Annotated in this window: 15 protein-coding genes; 14 read left to right on the forward strand and 1 reads right to left on the reverse strand. The window is 54.9% G+C overall.

Annotated elements, in window-relative coordinates; translation table 11 throughout:
• Positions 1-6: 6 nt before the first annotated feature.
• The 13 genes from V2154_RS02890 (at position 7) to lpxC (ending at position 16,066) form a co-directional block, all read left to right on the forward strand.
• A complete protein-coding gene (locus V2154_RS02890) occupies positions 7-1,770 on the forward strand; it encodes a peptidoglycan glycosyltransferase FtsI (RefSeq protein WP_100938078.1) in 1,764 nt (587 codons plus the stop codon).
• A complete protein-coding gene (gene murE / locus V2154_RS02895; RefSeq protein WP_185688576.1) occupies positions 1,757-3,244 on the forward strand; it encodes a UDP-N-acetylmuramoyl-L-alanyl-D-glutamate--2,6-diaminopimelate ligase in 1,488 nt (495 codons plus the stop codon). Before V2154_RS02890 ends, murE begins: the two co-directional genes overlap by 14 nt.
• Positions 3,241-4,602, forward strand: coding sequence for a UDP-N-acetylmuramoyl-tripeptide--D-alanyl-D-alanine ligase (murF, locus tag V2154_RS02900; RefSeq protein ID WP_353500992.1), 1,362 nt, complete (start codon positions 3,241-3,243; stop codon positions 4,600-4,602). Before murE ends, murF begins: the two co-directional genes overlap by 4 nt.
• Positions 4,596-5,678 (forward strand): phospho-N-acetylmuramoyl-pentapeptide-transferase, encoded by a 1,083-nt coding sequence (mraY, locus tag V2154_RS02905; RefSeq protein WP_034787164.1) that lies wholly within the window; start codon positions 4,596-4,598, stop codon positions 5,676-5,678. Before murF ends, mraY begins: the two co-directional genes overlap by 7 nt.
• 2 nt (positions 5,679-5,680) lie before the next feature.
• Entirely contained in the window at positions 5,681-6,997 is a 1,317-nt protein-coding gene (gene murD / locus V2154_RS02910; RefSeq protein ID WP_353500993.1) for a UDP-N-acetylmuramoyl-L-alanine--D-glutamate ligase, read from the forward strand.
• A complete protein-coding gene (gene ftsW, locus V2154_RS02915; protein WP_185688573.1) occupies positions 6,997-8,199 on the forward strand; it encodes a cell division protein FtsW in 1,203 nt (400 codons plus the stop codon). The genes murD and ftsW overlap by 1 nt, the downstream gene beginning before the upstream one ends.
• Positions 8,196-9,263, forward strand: coding sequence for an undecaprenyldiphospho-muramoylpentapeptide beta-N-acetylglucosaminyltransferase (gene murG / locus V2154_RS02920; protein WP_353500994.1), 1,068 nt, complete (start codon positions 8,196-8,198; stop codon positions 9,261-9,263). Before ftsW ends, murG begins: the two co-directional genes overlap by 4 nt.
• Before the next feature lie 78 nt (positions 9,264-9,341).
• A complete protein-coding gene (gene murC / locus V2154_RS02925) occupies positions 9,342-10,817 on the forward strand; it encodes a UDP-N-acetylmuramate--L-alanine ligase (protein ID WP_353500995.1) in 1,476 nt (491 codons plus the stop codon).
• Positions 10,810-11,730 (forward strand): D-alanine--D-alanine ligase, encoded by a 921-nt coding sequence (locus V2154_RS02930; RefSeq protein WP_353500996.1) that lies wholly within the window; start codon positions 10,810-10,812, stop codon positions 11,728-11,730. The genes murC and V2154_RS02930 overlap by 8 nt, the downstream gene beginning before the upstream one ends.
• 1 nt (position 11,731) lies before the next feature.
• Positions 11,732-12,571, forward strand: a complete 840-nt coding sequence (ftsQ, locus tag V2154_RS02935; RefSeq protein ID WP_034787176.1) for a cell division protein FtsQ — start codon at positions 11,732-11,734, stop codon at positions 12,569-12,571.
• Positions 12,568-13,824, forward strand: a complete 1,257-nt coding sequence (gene ftsA, locus V2154_RS02940; RefSeq protein ID WP_034787178.1) for a cell division protein FtsA — start codon at positions 12,568-12,570, stop codon at positions 13,822-13,824. Before ftsQ ends, ftsA begins: the two co-directional genes overlap by 4 nt.
• 71 nt (positions 13,825-13,895) lie before the next feature.
• Entirely contained in the window at positions 13,896-15,050 is a 1,155-nt protein-coding gene (gene ftsZ, locus V2154_RS02945) for a cell division protein FtsZ (RefSeq protein WP_034787181.1), read from the forward strand.
• Between the two features lie 98 nt (positions 15,051-15,148).
• A complete protein-coding gene (gene lpxC, locus V2154_RS02950; RefSeq protein WP_185688570.1) occupies positions 15,149-16,066 on the forward strand; it encodes a UDP-3-O-acyl-N-acetylglucosamine deacetylase in 918 nt (305 codons plus the stop codon).
• Between the two features lie 12 nt (positions 16,067-16,078).
• On the opposite strand, the gene V2154_RS02955 is transcribed toward lpxC, so the two are convergent.
• Positions 16,079-16,603 (reverse strand): DUF721 domain-containing protein, encoded by a 525-nt coding sequence (locus V2154_RS02955; RefSeq protein ID WP_353500997.1) that lies wholly within the window; start codon positions 16,601-16,603, stop codon positions 16,079-16,081.
• Between the two features lie 26 nt (positions 16,604-16,629).
• Between V2154_RS02955 and secM the strand changes: the two genes are divergently transcribed.
• Entirely contained in the window at positions 16,630-17,154 is a 525-nt protein-coding gene (secM, locus tag V2154_RS02960) for a secA translation cis-regulator SecM (RefSeq protein WP_353500998.1), read from the forward strand.
• The last annotated feature ends 72 nt before the right edge of the window (positions 17,155-17,226 follow it).

Below are 17,226 nucleotides of genomic sequence, written 5' to 3' on the forward strand. Positions count from 1 at the left end.
TAAAAGATGAAAGCAGCGCGCAAAACGAAGTTAAAACGTCCTGAAGATCAAGCCAGCTTTATCAGCTGGCGTTTTGCGTTGCTGTGCGGATGTATTCTTCTGGCCTTAGTGGGCCTGATGCTGCGAGTGGCTTTCTTGCAGGTCATCAGCCCCGACAAGCTGGTTAAAGAGGGCGATCTGCGCTCTTTACGCGTGCAAACCATCGAAACTTCCCGTGGCATGATCACCGACCGCGCCGGACGCCCTCTGGCGGTCAGCGTGCCGGTCAATGCTATCTGGGCCGATCCTAAAGAGATTAACGATCACGGCGGGATCACCGTCGATACGCGCTGGAAAGCGCTGGCCGACGCCCTGAATATCCCCCTCGATCAACTCTCTACCCGAATCAACGCCAACCCTAAAGGCCGCTTTGTCTATCTGGCGCGCCAGGTGAATCCCTCGATTGGCGAGTATATCCACAAGTTAAAACTGCCCGGCATCTCGCTGCGTCAGGAATCCCGCCGCTACTATCCGGCAGGGCAGGTGACGGCTCACGTGATTGGCGTGACCAATATCGACAGCCAAGGTATTGAAGGCGTTGAGAAGAGCTTCGACCGCTGGTTAACCGGCAAGCCGGGCGAACGGACTATCCGTAAAGACCGTTTTGGCCGCGTGATTGAAGATATTTCATCCGTTGACAGTCAGGCGGCGCACAACCTCGCACTGAGCATCGACGAACGATTGCAGGCGCTGGTTTATCGCGAATTGACTAACGCCGTGGCCTTCAACAAGGCGGAGTCAGGCACCGCCGTGCTGGTGGATGTGCAGACCGGCGAAGTGCTGGCGATGGCTAACAGCCCGTCTTACAACCCGAATAATCTGCCGGATACGCCAAAAGAAGCCATGCGTAACCGTGCGATCACGGACATCTTCGAGCCGGGTTCTACCGTCAAACCTATGGTGGTGATGACCGCGCTCAAAAACGGTGTGGTGAAAGAGAACAGCGTTCTTAACACCCTGCCGTACTACGTTAATGGTCACGAAATCAAAGACGTGGCCCGATACCCGGAGCTTTCAGTGACGGGTGTCTTGCAGAAGTCGAGTAACGTCGGTGTATCAAAAATGGCGTTAGCGATGCCGTCCGCAGAGCTGGTAGATACTTACTCGCGATTCGGATTGGGAAAACCGACCAATTTGGGGCTGGTTGGAGAAAGCAGTGGCTTATACCCTAAAAAACAACGGTGGTCTGACATAGAGAGGGCCACCTTCTCTTTCGGCTACGGGCTAATGGTGACTCCACTTCAATTAGCGCGTGTCTATGCAACGATTGGCAGCCTGGGCGTTTATCGCCCTTTGTCGATCACTAAGGTTGATCCTCCTGTATCGGGTGAACGCGTTTTCCCTGAACCTCTGGTGCGTAAAGTGGTTCACATGATGGAAAGCGTTGCACTGCCGGGCGGTGGTGGCGTTAAAGCTGCTATCAAGGGCTACCGTATCGCGATTAAAACCGGTACGGCGAAGAAGGTTGGCCCGGACGGTAAATACGTTAACCGCTATATCGCTTACACCGCCGGCGTTGCGCCAGCGAGTAATCCGCGTTTTGCATTGGTCGTGGTTATTAACGACCCGCAGGGCGGTAAATACTATGGCGGTGCGATTTCAGCACCGGTCTTTGGGGCGATTATGGGTGGCGTATTACGCACCATGAACATTGAGCCTGACGCGCTAACCGTCAGCGAAAATGACGACATAGTTAACAATCAAAAAGAGGCTTCAGGTGGCAGATCGTAATTTGCGCGACCTACTAGCGCCCTGGGTGAGTGATGCCCCAGACGTAGCGCTGAAAGAACTGGTTTTAGACAGCCGCGTGGCGGCTGCCGGAGACTTGTTCGTCGCGATTTCAGGCCATAGCAACGACGGGCGTCGTTTTATCCCACAGGCAATCGCGCAAGGCGTGGCTGCCGTGGTGGCCGAAGCTAAAGGTGAACAGGAGCATGGCGCGGTATCCCAGATGCATGGCGTACCGGTTATCTATCTGAATGACCTGAATTTATTGCTGTCCGAGATGGCCGGGCGTTTCTACGCCGAGCCGGGCAAATCCCTGCGATTAGTCGGCGTGACCGGCACCAACGGTAAAACCACCACCACCCAGTTGCTGGCGCAGTGGGCGCAGCTGTTGGGCGAAACCAGTGCCGTGATGGGCACCGTGGGTAACGGTTTACTGAATAATGTGGTTCCGGCGGAAAATACCACCGGTTCCGCGGTACAGGTTCAGCATGTTCTGGCTGACTTAGTGAAGCAAGGCGCGAGCTTCGCCGCGATGGAAGTCTCTTCCCACGGTTTGGTTCAGCATCGCGTTGCCGCGCTGCCCTTCGCCGCTGCTGCTTTTACCAACCTGAGCCGTGACCATCTGGATTACCACGGCGATATGCAAACTTATGAAGAAGCCAAATGGCTGCTGTTTGCATCGCATCAGGTTGGGCAGAAAATCATTAATGCTGACGACGAAGTGGGTCTGCGCTGGCTGCAAAAGTCACCGGACGCCATCGCCGTCACTATGGAAGATAAGATCCCGGCTGATTGGAAAGGGCGCTGGTTGGCAGCTCGCAGCGTGAATTACCACGACGGCGGCGCCAGCGTGAACATTGATTCCAGCTGGGGTGAAGGCCTGATTGAAAGCCGCCTGATGGGCGCATTCAACGTCAGCAACCTGCTGGTGGCCTTGGCGACTCTGCTCTCCCTCGATTATCCGCTGAAAGACCTGCTGGCAACCTCCGCCCAGTTGCAGCCGGTTTGTGGCCGTATGGAAGTGTTTAATGCGCCGGGCAAGCCGACGGTGGTGGTGGATTATGCCCACACGCCGGATGCTCTGGAGAAAGCGTTAGCCGCGGCGCGCCTGCACTGCAAAGGCCAGCTGTGGTGTGTGTTCGGCTGTGGCGGCGACCGCGACAAAGGTAAGCGGCCACTTATGGGTGGCATTGCCGAGCAGTACGCCGATCGCGTGATCGTGACTGACGATAACCCGCGTAGCGAAGAGCCGCGCGCTATCGTGGCCGATATCCTTGCCGGGCTGCTCGACGCGGGCCGTGCCTTAGAGATTCATGGCCGCGCCGAAGCCGTCACTAGCGCCATCATGCAAGCCGCAGAAGATGACGTGGTGTTGATTGCCGGTAAAGGCCACGAGGATTACCAGTTGGTGGGGAATCAGCGTCTGGACTACTCGGACCGCACCACCGCAGCCCGCTTACTGGGGGTAGTCGCATGATCCGCGTTTCCCTTCAGGCTCTGGCTAACGAAATCAATGCCGAGTTGATCGGCGCGGACGCGCAGATTGACGCCGTGGTGACCGATACCCGCAAAATTGAGTCGGGCTGCCTGTTCGTCGCGCTCAAAGGCGAAAAATTTGATGCTCACGACTTTGCTGCTGATGCCATTGCCGCAGGAGCGGGGGCATTGTTGGTAAGTAAGCGCTTACTGGTGGACGTTCCACAACTGGTGGTTGCCGACACTCGCATCGCGCTCGGCCGCCTTGGCGCCTGGGTTCGCCAGCAGGTTCCAGCCCGCGTGGTTGGCCTGACCGGCTCCTCTGGCAAGACCTCGGTTAAAGAGATGACTGCGGCGATTTTGCGCCAGTGCGGCAACGTGCTCTATACCGCAGGCAACTTCAACAACGACATCGGCGTGCCATTAACCCTGTTGCGCCTGACTGCGGAACACGATTTCGCCGTGATCGAGATGGGCGCTAACCACGGCGGCGAAATTGCTTACACCACCGATTTAGTGCGTCCTGAGACTGCACTGGTCAATAACCTCGCCGCTGCCCACCTCGAAGGTTTTGGTTCACTGGCGGGCGTTGCTCAGGCCAAGGGTGAAATCTTTGAAGGTTTACCGGCCAATGGCGTCGCCATTCTCAATGCTGACAGCAGCGACTGGCCGCACTGGCAGCGCCATCTGCATAACAAAACCGTCTGGCGCTTCTCGCCGGAAGCTGGCGAAGACATTGATTTTTATGCCTCAGACGTAGAGATAAGCCCGCTGAAAACGGCGTTTACTCTGCATGCACCGCAAGGCGTGGTGGACGTTTCTCTGCCGCTGCCGGGGCGTCATAACATTGCAAATGCGCTGGCCGCCGCGGCCTTGGCGCTCTCCGTTGGCGCGACGTTAGACAATGTTCGCCAAGGCTTATCCACTTTACAAGCCGTGCCGGGGCGTCTGTTCCCCATCGCTCTGAGTGAAGGCAAAACGCTGCTTGATGACAGCTACAACGCCAATGTGGGTTCCATGACGGCTGCCGCGCAGACGCTGGCTGAAATGCCGGGTTATCGCGTGATGGCGGTGGGCGACATGGGCGAGCTAGGCGCAGAAAGCGAGAATTGCCATCGCGAAGTGGGTGAAGCCATCCGCGAAGCAGGCATCGATAAAGTTTTCAGCGTGGGTAACGCCAGTAAAACCATCAGTGACGCCAGTGGCTGTGGCGAACATCTGCAAGATAAGTCAGCCCTGACGGCCCGTTTAACAAGCTTGCTGTCAGAACATGCGGTCATCACCGTTTTAATTAAGGGTTCACGTAGTGCCGCCATGGAGCAGGTAGTACGGGCGTTACAGGAGAATGCAACATGCTAGTTTGGCTGGCCGAACATTTGGTCAAATATTATTCCGGCTTCAACGTCTTTTCATACCTGACGTTTCGCGCCATCGTCAGCCTGCTGACCGCATTATTCCTCTCTTTGTGGATGGGGCCTCGCGTGATTGCCCGTCTGCAAAAAATGTCTTTCGGCCAGGTCGTGCGTAACGACGGCCCTGAGTCGCACTTTAGTAAGCGCGGCACGCCAACCATGGGCGGATTGATGATCCTGACCTCCATCACCATTTCGGTGCTGATGTGGGCCTATCCGTCTAACCCTTACGTCTGGTGCGTGCTGTTCGTGCTGGTCGGCTACGGCATCGTCGGCTTTGTCGATGACTATCGCAAAGTGGTGCGCAAAGACACCAAGGGCTTGATTGCTCGCTGGAAATACTTCTGGCAGTCAGTGATCGCACTGGCCGTGGCTTTCACCATGTACGCGATTGGCAAAGACACACCGGCCACCGAGCTGGTTGTACCGTTCTTTAAAGACATCATGCCGCAGCTCGGCCTGCTTTACATCTTGCTGAGCTACTTCGTGATTGTCGGCACTAGTAACGCCGTCAACCTGACCGACGGCCTTGATGGTTTAGCCATCATGCCAACCGTGTTTGTTGCCGCAGGCTTTGCGCTGGTGGCATGGGCGACCGGCAACATGAACTTCGCAAACTATCTGCACATTCCATATCTGCGTCACGCGGGTGAGCTGGTGATCGTCTGTACCGCCATTGTCGGCGCGGGTTTGGGCTTCTTATGGTTCAACACCTATCCGGCGCAGGTCTTCATGGGCGACGTGGGTTCACTGGCACTGGGTGGCGCGCTCGGCACCATCGCTGTGCTGCTGCGCCAAGAGTTCTTATTGGTGATCATGGGCGGGGTGTTTGTGGTTGAAACTCTGTCGGTCATCTTGCAGGTAGGTTCCTTTAAGTTACGTGGGCAGCGCATCTTCCGCATGGCGCCAATTCACCACCATTACGAACTTAAAGGCTGGCCAGAACCACGCGTCATCGTGCGCTTCTGGATTATTTCGCTGATGCTGGTGCTGATTGGCCTGGCGACGCTGAAGGTACGGTAATTATGGCTGACTATCAGGGTAAAAAAGTGGTCATTATCGGGCTGGGCCTTACCGGGCTCTCCTGTGTTGATTTCTTTATGGCGCGCGGCGTAACGCCTCGCGTTATTGATACCCGCGTCAGCCCGCCGGGCTTGGATAAGCTGGCGGACAGCGTAGAGCGTCACCTTGGTTCACTCAATGAAGATTGGCTGTTGGATGCCGATTTGATCGTGGCAAGCCCGGGCATGGCATTGGCAACCCCGGCGCTTAGCGCGGCGATTGACGCCGGTGTCGAAGTCGTTGGCGATATCGAGCTGTTCTGCCGCGAAGTGCAGGCGCCGATTGTGGCTATCACGGGTTCCAACGGTAAAAGCACGGTGACCACGCTGGTCGGCGAAATGGCCAAGGCGGCGGGCTGGAAAGTCGGCGTCGGCGGCAATATCGGTTTACCGGCGCTGAGCATGCTGGGGCAGGACTACCAGCTGTTCGTGCTGGAACTTTCCAGCTTCCAGCTTGAAACCACCCATAGCTTGCAGGCTGCTGCTGCCACCATCCTCAACGTGACTGAAGACCATATGGATCGCTATCCGTTTGGTTTGCAGCAGTATCGCGGCGCGAAGCTGAAAGTGTATGAGAACGCCAAGCTGTGCGTGGTGAATGCCGATGACGCGCTGACCATGCCTATTCGCGGCGCAGACAGCCGCTGTGTGAGCTTCGGCGTTGATGTCGGTGATTACCACCTCACGCGCCAGCAGAATGACATCTGGCTGCGCGTGCGCGGCGAGCGGGTGTTGAACACCAAAGAGATGCCGCTGACTGGGCGTCATAACTATACCAATGCGCTGGCCGCGCTGGCTTTGGCGGATGCCGTCGGCGTGCCGCAATCCTCAAGTTTGCAAGCACTAACCCACTTCACCGGTCTTGCCCATCGCTTCCAGATGGCATGGCAGCATAACGGCGTGCGCTGGATTAACGATTCCAAAGCGACCAACGTTGGCAGCACTGAAGCGGCCTTAAATGGCCTTGAAGTAGAAGGCACTCTGCACCTGCTGTTGGGCGGTGACGGTAAGTCAGCCGATTTCTCGCCGCTGGCGCGTTATCTGCAAGGCGACAACATCCGCGTCTACTGCTTTGGCCGTGACGGCGCAGAGCTGGCTGAACTGCGCCCCGAAGTGTCCAGCACCTTCGACACTATGGAGCAGGCGATGCGTCACATTAGCGGACAGCTTTCTGCTGGCGATATGGTATTGCTGTCGCCAGCTTGCGCCAGCCTCGACCAGTTCCGCAACTTTGAACAGCGCGGCGACCTGTTTGCTGCTCTCGCGAAGGAGCTTGGCTGATGCGTATTCCAGGGTTGAGCCTCGCGGGCAAATTTAATGACTGGGTGATGGGGTCGAAAGAGAACGAGTCCACCACGCTGGTGCTGTATGACCGAACTCTGCTGTGGCTGACCTTTGGTCTGGCGATTATCGGCTTTGTAATGGTGACTTCGGCCTCCATGCCGATTGGCCAGCGTCTGGCCGATGACCCTTTCCTGTTTGCCAAGCGTGATGCGATTTACCTCGGCCTGGCCTTCGGCCTGTCTTTGGTGACGCTGCGCGTGCCGATGATTGTCTGGCAGAAGTACAGCAACGTTTTACTGCTGATCTCCATCGTCATGCTGCTGGTGGTGCTGGTGGTAGGTAGCTCGGTCAACGGGGCATCGCGCTGGATCTCATTCGGTCCGCTGCGTATCCAGCCTGCGGAGTTCTCCAAGCTGTCGCTGTTCTGCTATCTCGCCAGCTATCTGGTGCGCAAGGTTGATGAGGTGCGAAGCAACTTCTGGGGCTTCTGTAAGCCAATGGGCGTGATGGTGATTCTTGCCGTCCTGCTGCTGGCCCAGCCCGACTTGGGTACCGTGGTGGTACTGTTCATTACCACCCTTGCCATGCTGTTTCTGGCCGGGGCGAAGATGTGGCAGTTTCTGGCGATTATCGGCTCCGGCGCCTTCGCGGTGGTGCTGCTTATCGTGGCAGAACCTTACCGTATGCGACGCGTGACTTCCTTCTGGAATCCATGGGCCGATCCGTTCGGCAGTGGCTACCAATTAACCCAGTCACTGATGGCGTTTGGTCGCGGTGAATTCTGGGGGCAGGGTTTAGGTAACTCCGTACAAAAGCTAGAGTATTTGCCGGAAGCACATACCGACTTCATCTTCTCCATTTTAGGGGAAGAGTTAGGGTATTTCGGTGTGGTTTTAGCGTTGTTAATGGTATTCTTCGTCGCTTTTCGTGCGATGTCGATTGGCCGTCGCGCTTTAGAGATCGATCAGCGTTTTTCAGGCTTTTTATCTTGCTCCATCGGCGTGTGGTTTAGCTTCCAGGCGCTGGTAAACGTCGGGGCCGCGGCGGGTATGCTGCCGACCAAAGGCTTGACCCTGCCATTGATCAGTTATGGTGGTTCGAGCTTGCTGATTATGTCCACGGCAATCGTATTGTTGCTGCGTGTAGATTTTGAAACGCGTCTGGCTAAAGCCCAGGCGTTTGTAAGGAGTGCCCGATGAGTGGCAAGACCAAGCGTTTAATGGTGATGGCAGGCGGTACCGGCGGACACGTTTTCCCGGGACTGGCGGTTGCACATCATTTGATGGCGCAGGGCTGGGAAGTGCGCTGGTTAGGCACTGCCGACCGCATGGAAGCCGATTTAGTGCCTAAAAACGGCATCGAGATTGATTTCATTCAGATCTCCGGATTACGTGGGAAAGGTCTGAAAGCGCAACTCACCGCGCCACTTCGCATATATCATGCGTGGCGTCAGGCGAAAGTCATCATGCGTCGTTTTCAGCCAGACGTGGTTCTGGGCATGGGCGGATACGTCTCTGGCCCCGGCGGTTTGGCGGCGTGGTCTTGCGGCATCCCCGTGGTGCTGCACGAGCAAAATGGTATCGCCGGGCTGACGAATCGCTGGTTGTCGCGCATTGCGAAGAAAGTATTACAGGCATTCCCGGGTGCATTCCCGAATGCCGACGTGGTGGGTAACCCGGTGCGCACTGACGTGCTGGCGCTGCCACTGCCGGATGTGCGTCTGGCGGATCGTCAAGGCCCGATTCGCGTGTTGGTGGTGGGTGGCAGTCAGGGCGCGCGCGTGCTGAACCAAACCATGCCGGAACTGGCCGCGCTGCTGGGGGATAAAATCACCCTGTGGCATCAGGTGGGCAAAGGCGCGCTGGGGACTGTCGAGCAGGCGTATGAAAAAGTCGGCCAGACCCAGCATAAAATCACCGAGTTTATCGATGATATGGCCGAGGCCTACGCGTGGGCGGACGTGGTGGTGTGTCGCTCCGGCGCATTGACCGTCAGCGAAATCGCTGCGGCAGGCTTGCCCGCGATTTTCGTGCCGTTCCAGCACAAAGACCGTCAGCAATATTGGAACGCGCTGCCACTGGAGAAAGCCGGTGCAGCCAAAATTATCGAACAGGCGAATTTCAGCGCCGCTGCGGTGGCTGATGCGATGTCTGGCTGGGACAGAACCCACTTGCTGGAAATGGCGCGGGCCGCGCGTGCGGTAGCCATTCCCGACGCCACCGAGCGCGTTGCCGCAGAAGTGGTTGCCGCCAGCGAAAAATGAATATGAACGGGCCGCTTTTTATGCGGTCCGAGCCGTAAGTAACGGATTAATCAGTAACCGGAAATAGTGAAGAAAAACGTGAATACACAACAATTGGCGAAACTACGTACCTTCGTGCCCGAGATGCATCGCGTTCGGCACATTCACTTTGTTGGCATCGGTGGTGCTGGCATGGGTGGTATCGCCGAAGTGTTGGCAAATGAAGGCTATCAGATTAGCGGTTCCGACTTGGCACCCAATGCCGTGACTCAACAGCTGACCGAGCTGGGCGCGCAGATTTACTTTAATCACCGTCCAGAAAACGTGTTGGACGCCAGCGTCGTCGTGGTATCGACGGCTATTTCCGCCGACAACCCGGAGATTGTTGCCGCGCGCGAAGCCCGTATTCCGGTGATTCGCCGTGCTGAAATGCTGGCCGAACTGATGCGTTTTCGCCACGGCATCGCCGTCGCCGGAACCCACGGTAAAACCACGACCACCGCGATGGTCACCAGTATTTATGCCGAAGCCGGGCTGGACCCGACTTTCGTAAACGGCGGTTTGGTGAAAGCCGCAGGGACTCACGCAAGACTGGGTTCCAGCCGTTTTCTGATTGCAGAAGCCGATGAAAGCGACGCGTCTTTCCTGCATTTGCAGCCGATGGTGGCGATTGTGACCAACATCGAAGCAGACCACATGGACACCTATCAGGGTGATTTTGAGAACCTGAAACAGACGTTCATCAACTTCCTGCACAACCTGCCGTTCTACGGGCGCGCGGTAATGTGCATTGATGACCCGGTGATCCGCGAGCTGCTGCCACGCGTTGGCCGCCATATTACGACTTACGGTTTTAGCGAAGACGCCGACGTCTTTATCGAAAGCTATCACCAGGAAGGCGCCCAAGGGCACTTCACCATTCGTCGCCAGGATAAGCCATTGATTAGCGTCACGCTCAATGCGCCGGGCCGCCACAATGCGCTGAACGCCGCAGCGGCCGTTGCCGTGGCGACAGAAGAGGGTATTGAAGACGAAGCCATTCTGCGCGCGTTAGCCGGTTTCCAAGGCACGGGTCGCCGCTTCGACTTCCTCGGCGAATATTCGCTGGAGAACGTGAATGCGAAAAGCGGCAGCGCGATGCTGGTGGACGACTACGGTCACCACCCAACGGAAGTGGATGCCACCATTAAAGCAGCGCGTGCGGGTTGGCCAAACAAGCGTCTGGTGATGATTTTCCAGCCGCACCGTTATACCCGTACTCGCGACCTGTATGACGATTTCGCTAACGTGCTGTCGCAGGTCGACGTGCTGATCATGCTCGACGTTTACCCGGCTGGCGAAGCGCCAATTCCGGGAGCAGACAGCCGCTCGCTGTGTCGCACCATCCGCGCTCGCGGCAAGCTGGACCCGATTTTGGTGTCTGATATTGATGCCGTACCAGAAAATCTGTCGCAAATCCTTGAAGGCGGCGATCTGGTTATGGTGCAGGGCGCCGGTAACATCGGCAAAGTGGCCCGCAAATTGGCTGATCAAAAATTACAGCCGGTGAAAAAAGGGGATGAACATCATGGCTAATAAAGTTGCGGTTTTATTTGGTGGTACTTCCGCAGAGCGCGATGTGTCCCTTAACTCTGGCGCAGCCGTACTGGCTGGGCTGAAAGAAGCCGGCATTGATGCCCACGGCGTCGATACCAAAACGTTTTCGGTTACTCGCCTGAAAGACGAAGGTTTTGACCGCGTCTTTATCGCGCTGCACGGCCGTGGCGGTGAAGATGGCACGCTGCAAGGCCTGTTGGAGCAAGTTGGCCTGCCTTATACGGGCAGCGGCGTGATGGCTTCGGCCTTAACCATGGACAAGTTCCGCACCAAGCTGGTGTGGCAAGCCTTGGGCTTACCGGTGGCTCCTTTCGTCGCGCTGAATAAAAAACAGCTGGGCGAAGTAGGGCAGGGCGCTTTGGCCGACAAAATCGCGAGTTTAGGTCTGCCGCTGATTGTTAAGCCAAGCCGCGAAGGTTCAAGCGTTGGCATGAGCAAAGTCACTTCCGCCGAGCAGTTACTGCCTGCGTTAGAAGAGGGCTTCCGCCATGACGACGACGTGCTGGTGGAGAAGTGGCTGAGTGGCCCTGAGTACACGGTGGCGATTCTGGGTGACCAAGTAATGCCTTCGATTCGCATCCAGCCAGCCGGCGTCTTTTATGACTATCAGGCCAAGTATCTGTCTGACGAAACACAATATTTTTGCCCGAGCGGCTTGAGCAGCGAGCAAGAAGAGCAGCTTTCAGAACTGGCGTTACAGGCTTACCGCGCGCTCGATTGCAGCGGCTGGGGCCGAGTTGACGTGATGCAAGACGCCGACGGCAGCTTCAACCTGTTGGAAGTAAACACTTCCCCGGGTATGACCAGCCACAGTCTGGTGCCGATGGCGGCGAAACAGTTCGGCTTGAGCTTCTCGCAGCTGGTGGTCCGTATTCTGGAGCTGGCCGACTGATATGTCTCAAGCGGCACTGAATGCACGAGAGCGCGCGACAGCTGAAAACAAAGGCGGTCGTCGCAGTAATGGCGGGCAATTAGCAGGAATCATCTTCCTGCTGATGGTGCTAGGTACAGTTTTATGGAGCGCATGGGCAGTTATTGGCTGGATGCAGGACGCAAATCGTTTGCCTCTGTCCCAGTTAGTGGTCACTGGCGAACGCCACTACACCACTAACGATGATATTCGTCAGGCAATTCTGGCCTTAGGTGCGCCAGGAACGTTCATGACGCAGGATGTGAACGTCATTCAGCAGCAGATAGAGCGTTTACCCTGGATAAAACAGGTCAGCGTACGCAAGCAATGGCCGAATGAGTTGAAGATTCATCTGGTGGAGTATGTGCCGGTCGCACATTGGAATGATTTGCATATGGTCGATGCCGACGGCAAACCATTCAGCATACCCGCCGAGCGAGTAGTCAAACAGAAGATGCCGTTGCTTTATGGTCCGGAAGGCAGCGAACAGGATGTTTTGCAAGGTTATCAATCGATGAGCCAGACGCTTTCAGCGGCCAAGTTCACCGTGAAATCAGTGGCAATGAGTGCTCGTCACTCGTGGCAAGTGACTCTGGATAGCGACATCCGGCTGGAGCTGGGAAGAGATGATCGCATGGGGCGCCTACAGCGTTTCATCGACCTTTATCCAAAGCTTCAGCAACAGGCCGAAACCGATAAGAAACGCATCAGTTATGTCGATTTACGTTACGACACCGGTGCATCGGTCGGCTGGGCTCCAGAGTTTATCGATCAGCAAAACAGTAATCAGCAACAGAATCAGGCACAGGCTAAACAACAATGATCAAGTCGACGGACAGAAAACTGGTAGTTGGGCTGGAGATCGGTACGGCGAAAGTCGCCGCATTGGTAGGGGAAGTTCTGCCCGATGGCATGGTCAATATTATCGGTGTGGGAAGCTGCCCGTCACGCGGCATGGATAAGGGCGGCGTGAACGACCTCGAATCAGTGGTGAAATGCGTACAGCGCGCCATTGATCAGGCCGAATTAATGGCGGATTGCCAAATTTCTTCGGTTTACCTTGCTTTGTCTGGTAAACATATCAGTTGTCAGAATGAAATAGGGATGGTTCCTATTTCAGAAGAAGAAGTAACGCAGGAAGATGTAGAGAACGTGGTACATACCGCTAAGTCGGTCCGCGTTCGCGATGAGCATCGCGTGTTGCACGTGATCCCGCAAGAATATGCCATCGACTATCAGGAAGGGATTAAGAATCCGGTGGGGCTTTCAGGTGTGAGAATGCAAGCAAAAGTGCATTTAATAACCTGCCACAATGATATGGCTAAGAATATTGTTAAAGCCGTCGAACGTTGTGGCCTGAAAGTTGACCAACTGATCTTCGCCGGTTTGGCGGCAAGCTATGCCGTGCTGACCGAAGATGAGCGTGAATTAGGTGTTTGCGTCGTGGATATCGGCGGTGGCACCATGGATATCGCGGTTTATACCGGCGGCGCGCTGCGTCATACTAAGGTTATTCCTTATGCGGGTAACGTGGTCACCAGCGATATCGCCTACGCCTTCGGTACACCACCGACTGACGCAGAAGCCATTAAAGTACGCCACGGATGTGCGTTGGGTTCAATTGTTGGCAAAGACGAAAATGTCGAAGTGCCAAGCGTAGGCGGACGCCCGCCACGCAGCCTGCAGCGCCAGACGCTGGCAGAGGTGATTGAACCGCGTTACACGGAATTGCTGAATTTAGTAAATGATGAAATTTTACAATTGCAGGAGCAATTACGTCAGCAAGGCGTAAAACATCATCTGGCCGCTGGCATAGTTCTTACAGGCGGCGCAGCACAAATTGATGGTCTGGCAGCCTGTGCGCAGCGGGTATTCCATACCCAGGTGCGTATTGGACAACCGCTGAACATCACCGGGCTGACAGATTATGCGCAGGAACCTTACTACTCAACGGCTGTAGGGCTACTGCACTACGGGAAAGAGTCTCACCTAAGTGGTGAGGCTGAAGTGGAAAAACGCGCCTCAGTGGGCAGCTGGTTCAAGAGAATCAGTAGCTGGTTGAGAAAAGAGTTTTAATGTTTTAAAAACGGGATCATGCTGTTAGCAATTGCGATCTCGAAGCGACAGGCACAAAACGGAGAGAAACTATGTTTGAACCTATGGAACTGACCAACGACGCGGTGATTAAAGTCATCGGCGTCGGCGGTGGCGGCGGTAACGCCGTAGAACACATGGTGCGCGAGCGCATCGAAGGTGTTGAATTCTTTGCCGTTAACACCGACGCACAGGCGTTGCGTAAAACGGCTGTAGGCCAGACTATCCAAATCGGTAGCGGTATTACCAAAGGTTTGGGTGCTGGTGCGAACCCAGAAGTGGGTCGTAACTCTGCTGAAGAAGACCGTGAAGCTCTGCGCGCTGCACTTGAAGGCGCGGATATGGTCTTCATCGCGGCAGGCATGGGCGGCGGTACCGGTACCGGTGCAGCTCCTGTGGTCGCTGAAGTAGCGAAAGATTTAGGTATTCTGACTGTGGCCGTCGTGACTAAGCCTTTCAACTTCGAAGGCAAGAAACGTATGGCTTTTGCAGAGCAGGGTATCGCCGAGCTGTCCAAACACGTGGACTCCCTGATCACCATTCCTAACGACAAGCTGTTGAAAGTCTTGGGTCGTGGTATCTCCCTGTTGGATGCATTCGGTGCAGCCAACGACGTACTGAAAGGTGCAGTTCAAGGTATCGCCGAACTGATCACCCGTCCGGGTCTGATGAACGTCGACTTTGCTGACGTGCGTACCGTGATGTCAGAAATGGGTTATGCCATGATGGGCTCTGGTGTGGCATGTGGCGAAGACCGTGCGGAAGAAGCTGCCGAAATGGCAATTTCCAGCCCACTGTTGGAAGACATCGACCTATCCGGCGCTCGCGGCGTACTGGTCAACATCACCGCTGGCTTCGACCTGCGTTTGGATGAGTTCGAAACCGTGGGTAACACTATCCGTGCTTTCGCTTCTGACAATGCGACCGTGGTTATCGGTACGTCACTTGACCCAGAAATGAATGACGAATTGCGTGTCACCGTGGTGGCAACAGGTATTGGCATGGATAAGCGCCCAGAAATCACTCTGGTCACTAACAAGCCAGCCAGCCAGCCAGTTATGGATCACCGTTATCAGCAGCACGGGCTGTCGCCTCTGCCGCAGGAAACTAAGCCAGCAGCGAAGGTGGTTAATGATCCGAACACGCAATCTAATAAAGAGCCTGACTATTTGGACATCCCAGCCTTCCTGCGTAAGCAGGCAGACTAGTCCTAATTGTAGGATCTCCGCTCTTTGTGCTAAACTGTCCCGCCGAGCTTAATGTATTATAGGCTCGGTTGGATGGACAACATTGCGAGATAAAAACGATGATCAAACAACGTACATTAAAACGTATCGTTCAGGCGACGGGCGTCGGTTTGCATACCGGCAAGAAAGTCACCCTGACTCTGCGTCCTGCACCGGCCAATACCGGGGTCATCTATCGTCGCACTGACTTGAATCCACCGGTCGATTTCCCGGCAGATGCCAAATCCGTGCGTGATACCATGCTCTGTACTTGCCTGGTTAATGAGCATGACGTACGTATTTCTACGGTTGAGCACCTTAATGCGGCGCTGGCAGGCTTAGGCATCGATAACATCGTTATCGAAGTTGATGCTCCAGAAGTGCCGATTATGGACGGTAGTGCAGCACCTTTCGTCTATCTGTTGATGGATGCAGGTATTGAAGAACTGAACTGCGCCAAGAAATTCTTGCGCATTAAAGACACTGTCCGTGTTGAAGACGGCGACAAGTGGGCTGAATTTAAACCATTCAATGGTTTCTCTTTGGACTTCACTATCGACTTTAATCATCCGGCCATTGACGCGAGTTCTCAGCGCTACAAAATGAACTTCTCCGCAGAAGCATTTGTTCGCCAAATCAGCCGCGCCCGCACGTTTGGATTTATGCGTGATATCGAGTACCTGCAGTCACGTGGTTTGTGCCTGGGTGGCAGCTTTGATTGCGCAATTGTTGTGGATGATTACCGCGTGCTTAACGAAGATGGCCTGCGTTTTGAAGATGAATTCGTTCGTCACAAAATGCTCGATGCTATCGGCGATTTGTTCATGTGTGGACATAACATTATTGGTGCGTTTACCGCATACAAGTCTGGTCATGCACTGAACAACAAGTTACTGCAAGCGGTACTGGCTAAGCAGGAAGCCTGGGAATACGTTACCTTCCAGGATGAAGCTGAAGTGCCATTGGCTTTCAAAGCCCCTTCCACAGTATTGGCGTAATCGGTACTGGTATTACTTATTACGACTGGTTGTTTTGGCACCCTCTCCGGCCAATCCAGCCAGTCGTTCTAATGCCTTTCTCAGTTTCTCCGGGCTTCTGCTCGCCAAACCTCGTAATTCCTCAGCACTTTGTGCACTCAACTGTCTAAACGGTTTTTCATCAGAATTCACCGCGCTTTCTTTCGCGCTAATCTGCGATGCATTTTCCATTTTCACCATTAACGATGGATTAATCCTGATGTCGATTGACGACAATGATGGTAGAATTTGCGCTCGAAGTGCAGAGAGCAATGCCGGTTGTTCATAGCGTAACCGCATCATCCAGCTAGCATTTGCTATCTCAAGTACTAATATACCTTGTCGATAATTACCAACACGACACCATGGTCGCATGGGGGTGGGTAATAAACTCTTCACGGCGCGGTTAAGTTTTAATAACGCCGCTGCCCGCTGCTGAACAAGCCGCAACGGACTTTTATCCGCTGAAGACGCATCGTCAAACAGAACATCTAATAATTGTGGGCGACTATCGCGCATGACTGGCTCCGGCGGATTGTAAACTTGTGATTGGCATTCTAAATCGTTGGCGACAATTTGGCAGAAGGTATTTTTGGCCGCATCTCCTATTGGGGATGGTCGCGGCTAGCCTCGGCGTGTCGACAAATCTATCACAAACGGAATTAGCGTCAGTCCCGAATGCATCGTCCAGTGTAAACCGCCTTAACATCGGGAGTACAGGGCTGACGAATCTGGCCCTGCTTCAGGCGCATCGCCGCCCGGCGTTTGGTGTAGATTACTGGCAACAGCATGCGCTCCGCACGGTGATTCGCCACCTCTCTTTTGCATTAGCGCCTCAGGTGGTTTATACCGTTACGCCTGAAGTGGTGGCTGACCAAGCCGAACCTCTGCATATTCAGCAGCTTGCACTACTGGTTACGCTTAATTCTTTACTGACGCATGAGCCGAAACCTCCGGTTATTATTCGTCAGACCAAACAACCCCTCATTCTCTCCACGCACCAGCATCAGCCCGGCTTGTGGCTTGCTCAGGTGCAAGGTATCCGCGCCGGTCCAATTTCATTGAGTTAATTACTCTCTGATTTCAGAAGTCTTATTTGCTATTTCTTTCAATAAATCAACAAAATAGTGGCTGCTATTAGC

The sequence above is a fragment of the Ewingella sp. CoE-038-23 genome (assembly GCF_040419245.1).
Lineage (GTDB): Bacteria > Pseudomonadota > Gammaproteobacteria > Enterobacterales > Enterobacteriaceae > Ewingella > Ewingella allii.

Excerpts from the sequence above, each read along its gene's own strand:
- V2154_RS02890 (WP_100938078.1), top strand. The coding sequence starts at position 7 with ATGAAAGCAGCGCGCAAAACGAAGTTAAAACGTCCTGAAGATCAAGCC.
- murF (WP_353500992.1), top strand. The coding sequence starts at position 3,241 with ATGATCCGCGTTTCCCTTCAGGCTCTGGCTAACGAAATCAATGCCGAG.
- mraY (WP_034787164.1), top strand. The coding sequence starts at position 4,596 with ATGCTAGTTTGGCTGGCCGAACATTTGGTCAAATATTATTCCGGCTTC.
- murD (WP_353500993.1), top strand. The coding sequence starts at position 5,681 with ATGGCTGACTATCAGGGTAAAAAAGTGGTCATTATCGGGCTGGGCCTT.
- ftsW (WP_185688573.1), top strand. The coding sequence starts at position 6,997 with ATGCGTATTCCAGGGTTGAGCCTCGCGGGCAAATTTAATGACTGGGTG.
- murG (WP_353500994.1), top strand. The coding sequence starts at position 8,196 with ATGAGTGGCAAGACCAAGCGTTTAATGGTGATGGCAGGCGGTACCGGC.
- V2154_RS02930 (WP_353500996.1), top strand. The coding sequence starts at position 10,810 with ATGGCTAATAAAGTTGCGGTTTTATTTGGTGGTACTTCCGCAGAGCGC.
- ftsQ (WP_034787176.1), top strand. The coding sequence starts at position 11,732 with ATGTCTCAAGCGGCACTGAATGCACGAGAGCGCGCGACAGCTGAAAAC.
- ftsA (WP_034787178.1), top strand. The coding sequence starts at position 12,568 with ATGATCAAGTCGACGGACAGAAAACTGGTAGTTGGGCTGGAGATCGGT.
- ftsZ (WP_034787181.1), top strand. The coding sequence starts at position 13,896 with ATGTTTGAACCTATGGAACTGACCAACGACGCGGTGATTAAAGTCATC.
- lpxC (WP_185688570.1), top strand. The coding sequence starts at position 15,149 with ATGATCAAACAACGTACATTAAAACGTATCGTTCAGGCGACGGGCGTC.
- V2154_RS02955 (WP_353500997.1), bottom strand. The coding sequence starts at position 16,603 with ATGCGCGATAGTCGCCCACAATTATTAGATGTTCTGTTTGACGATGCG.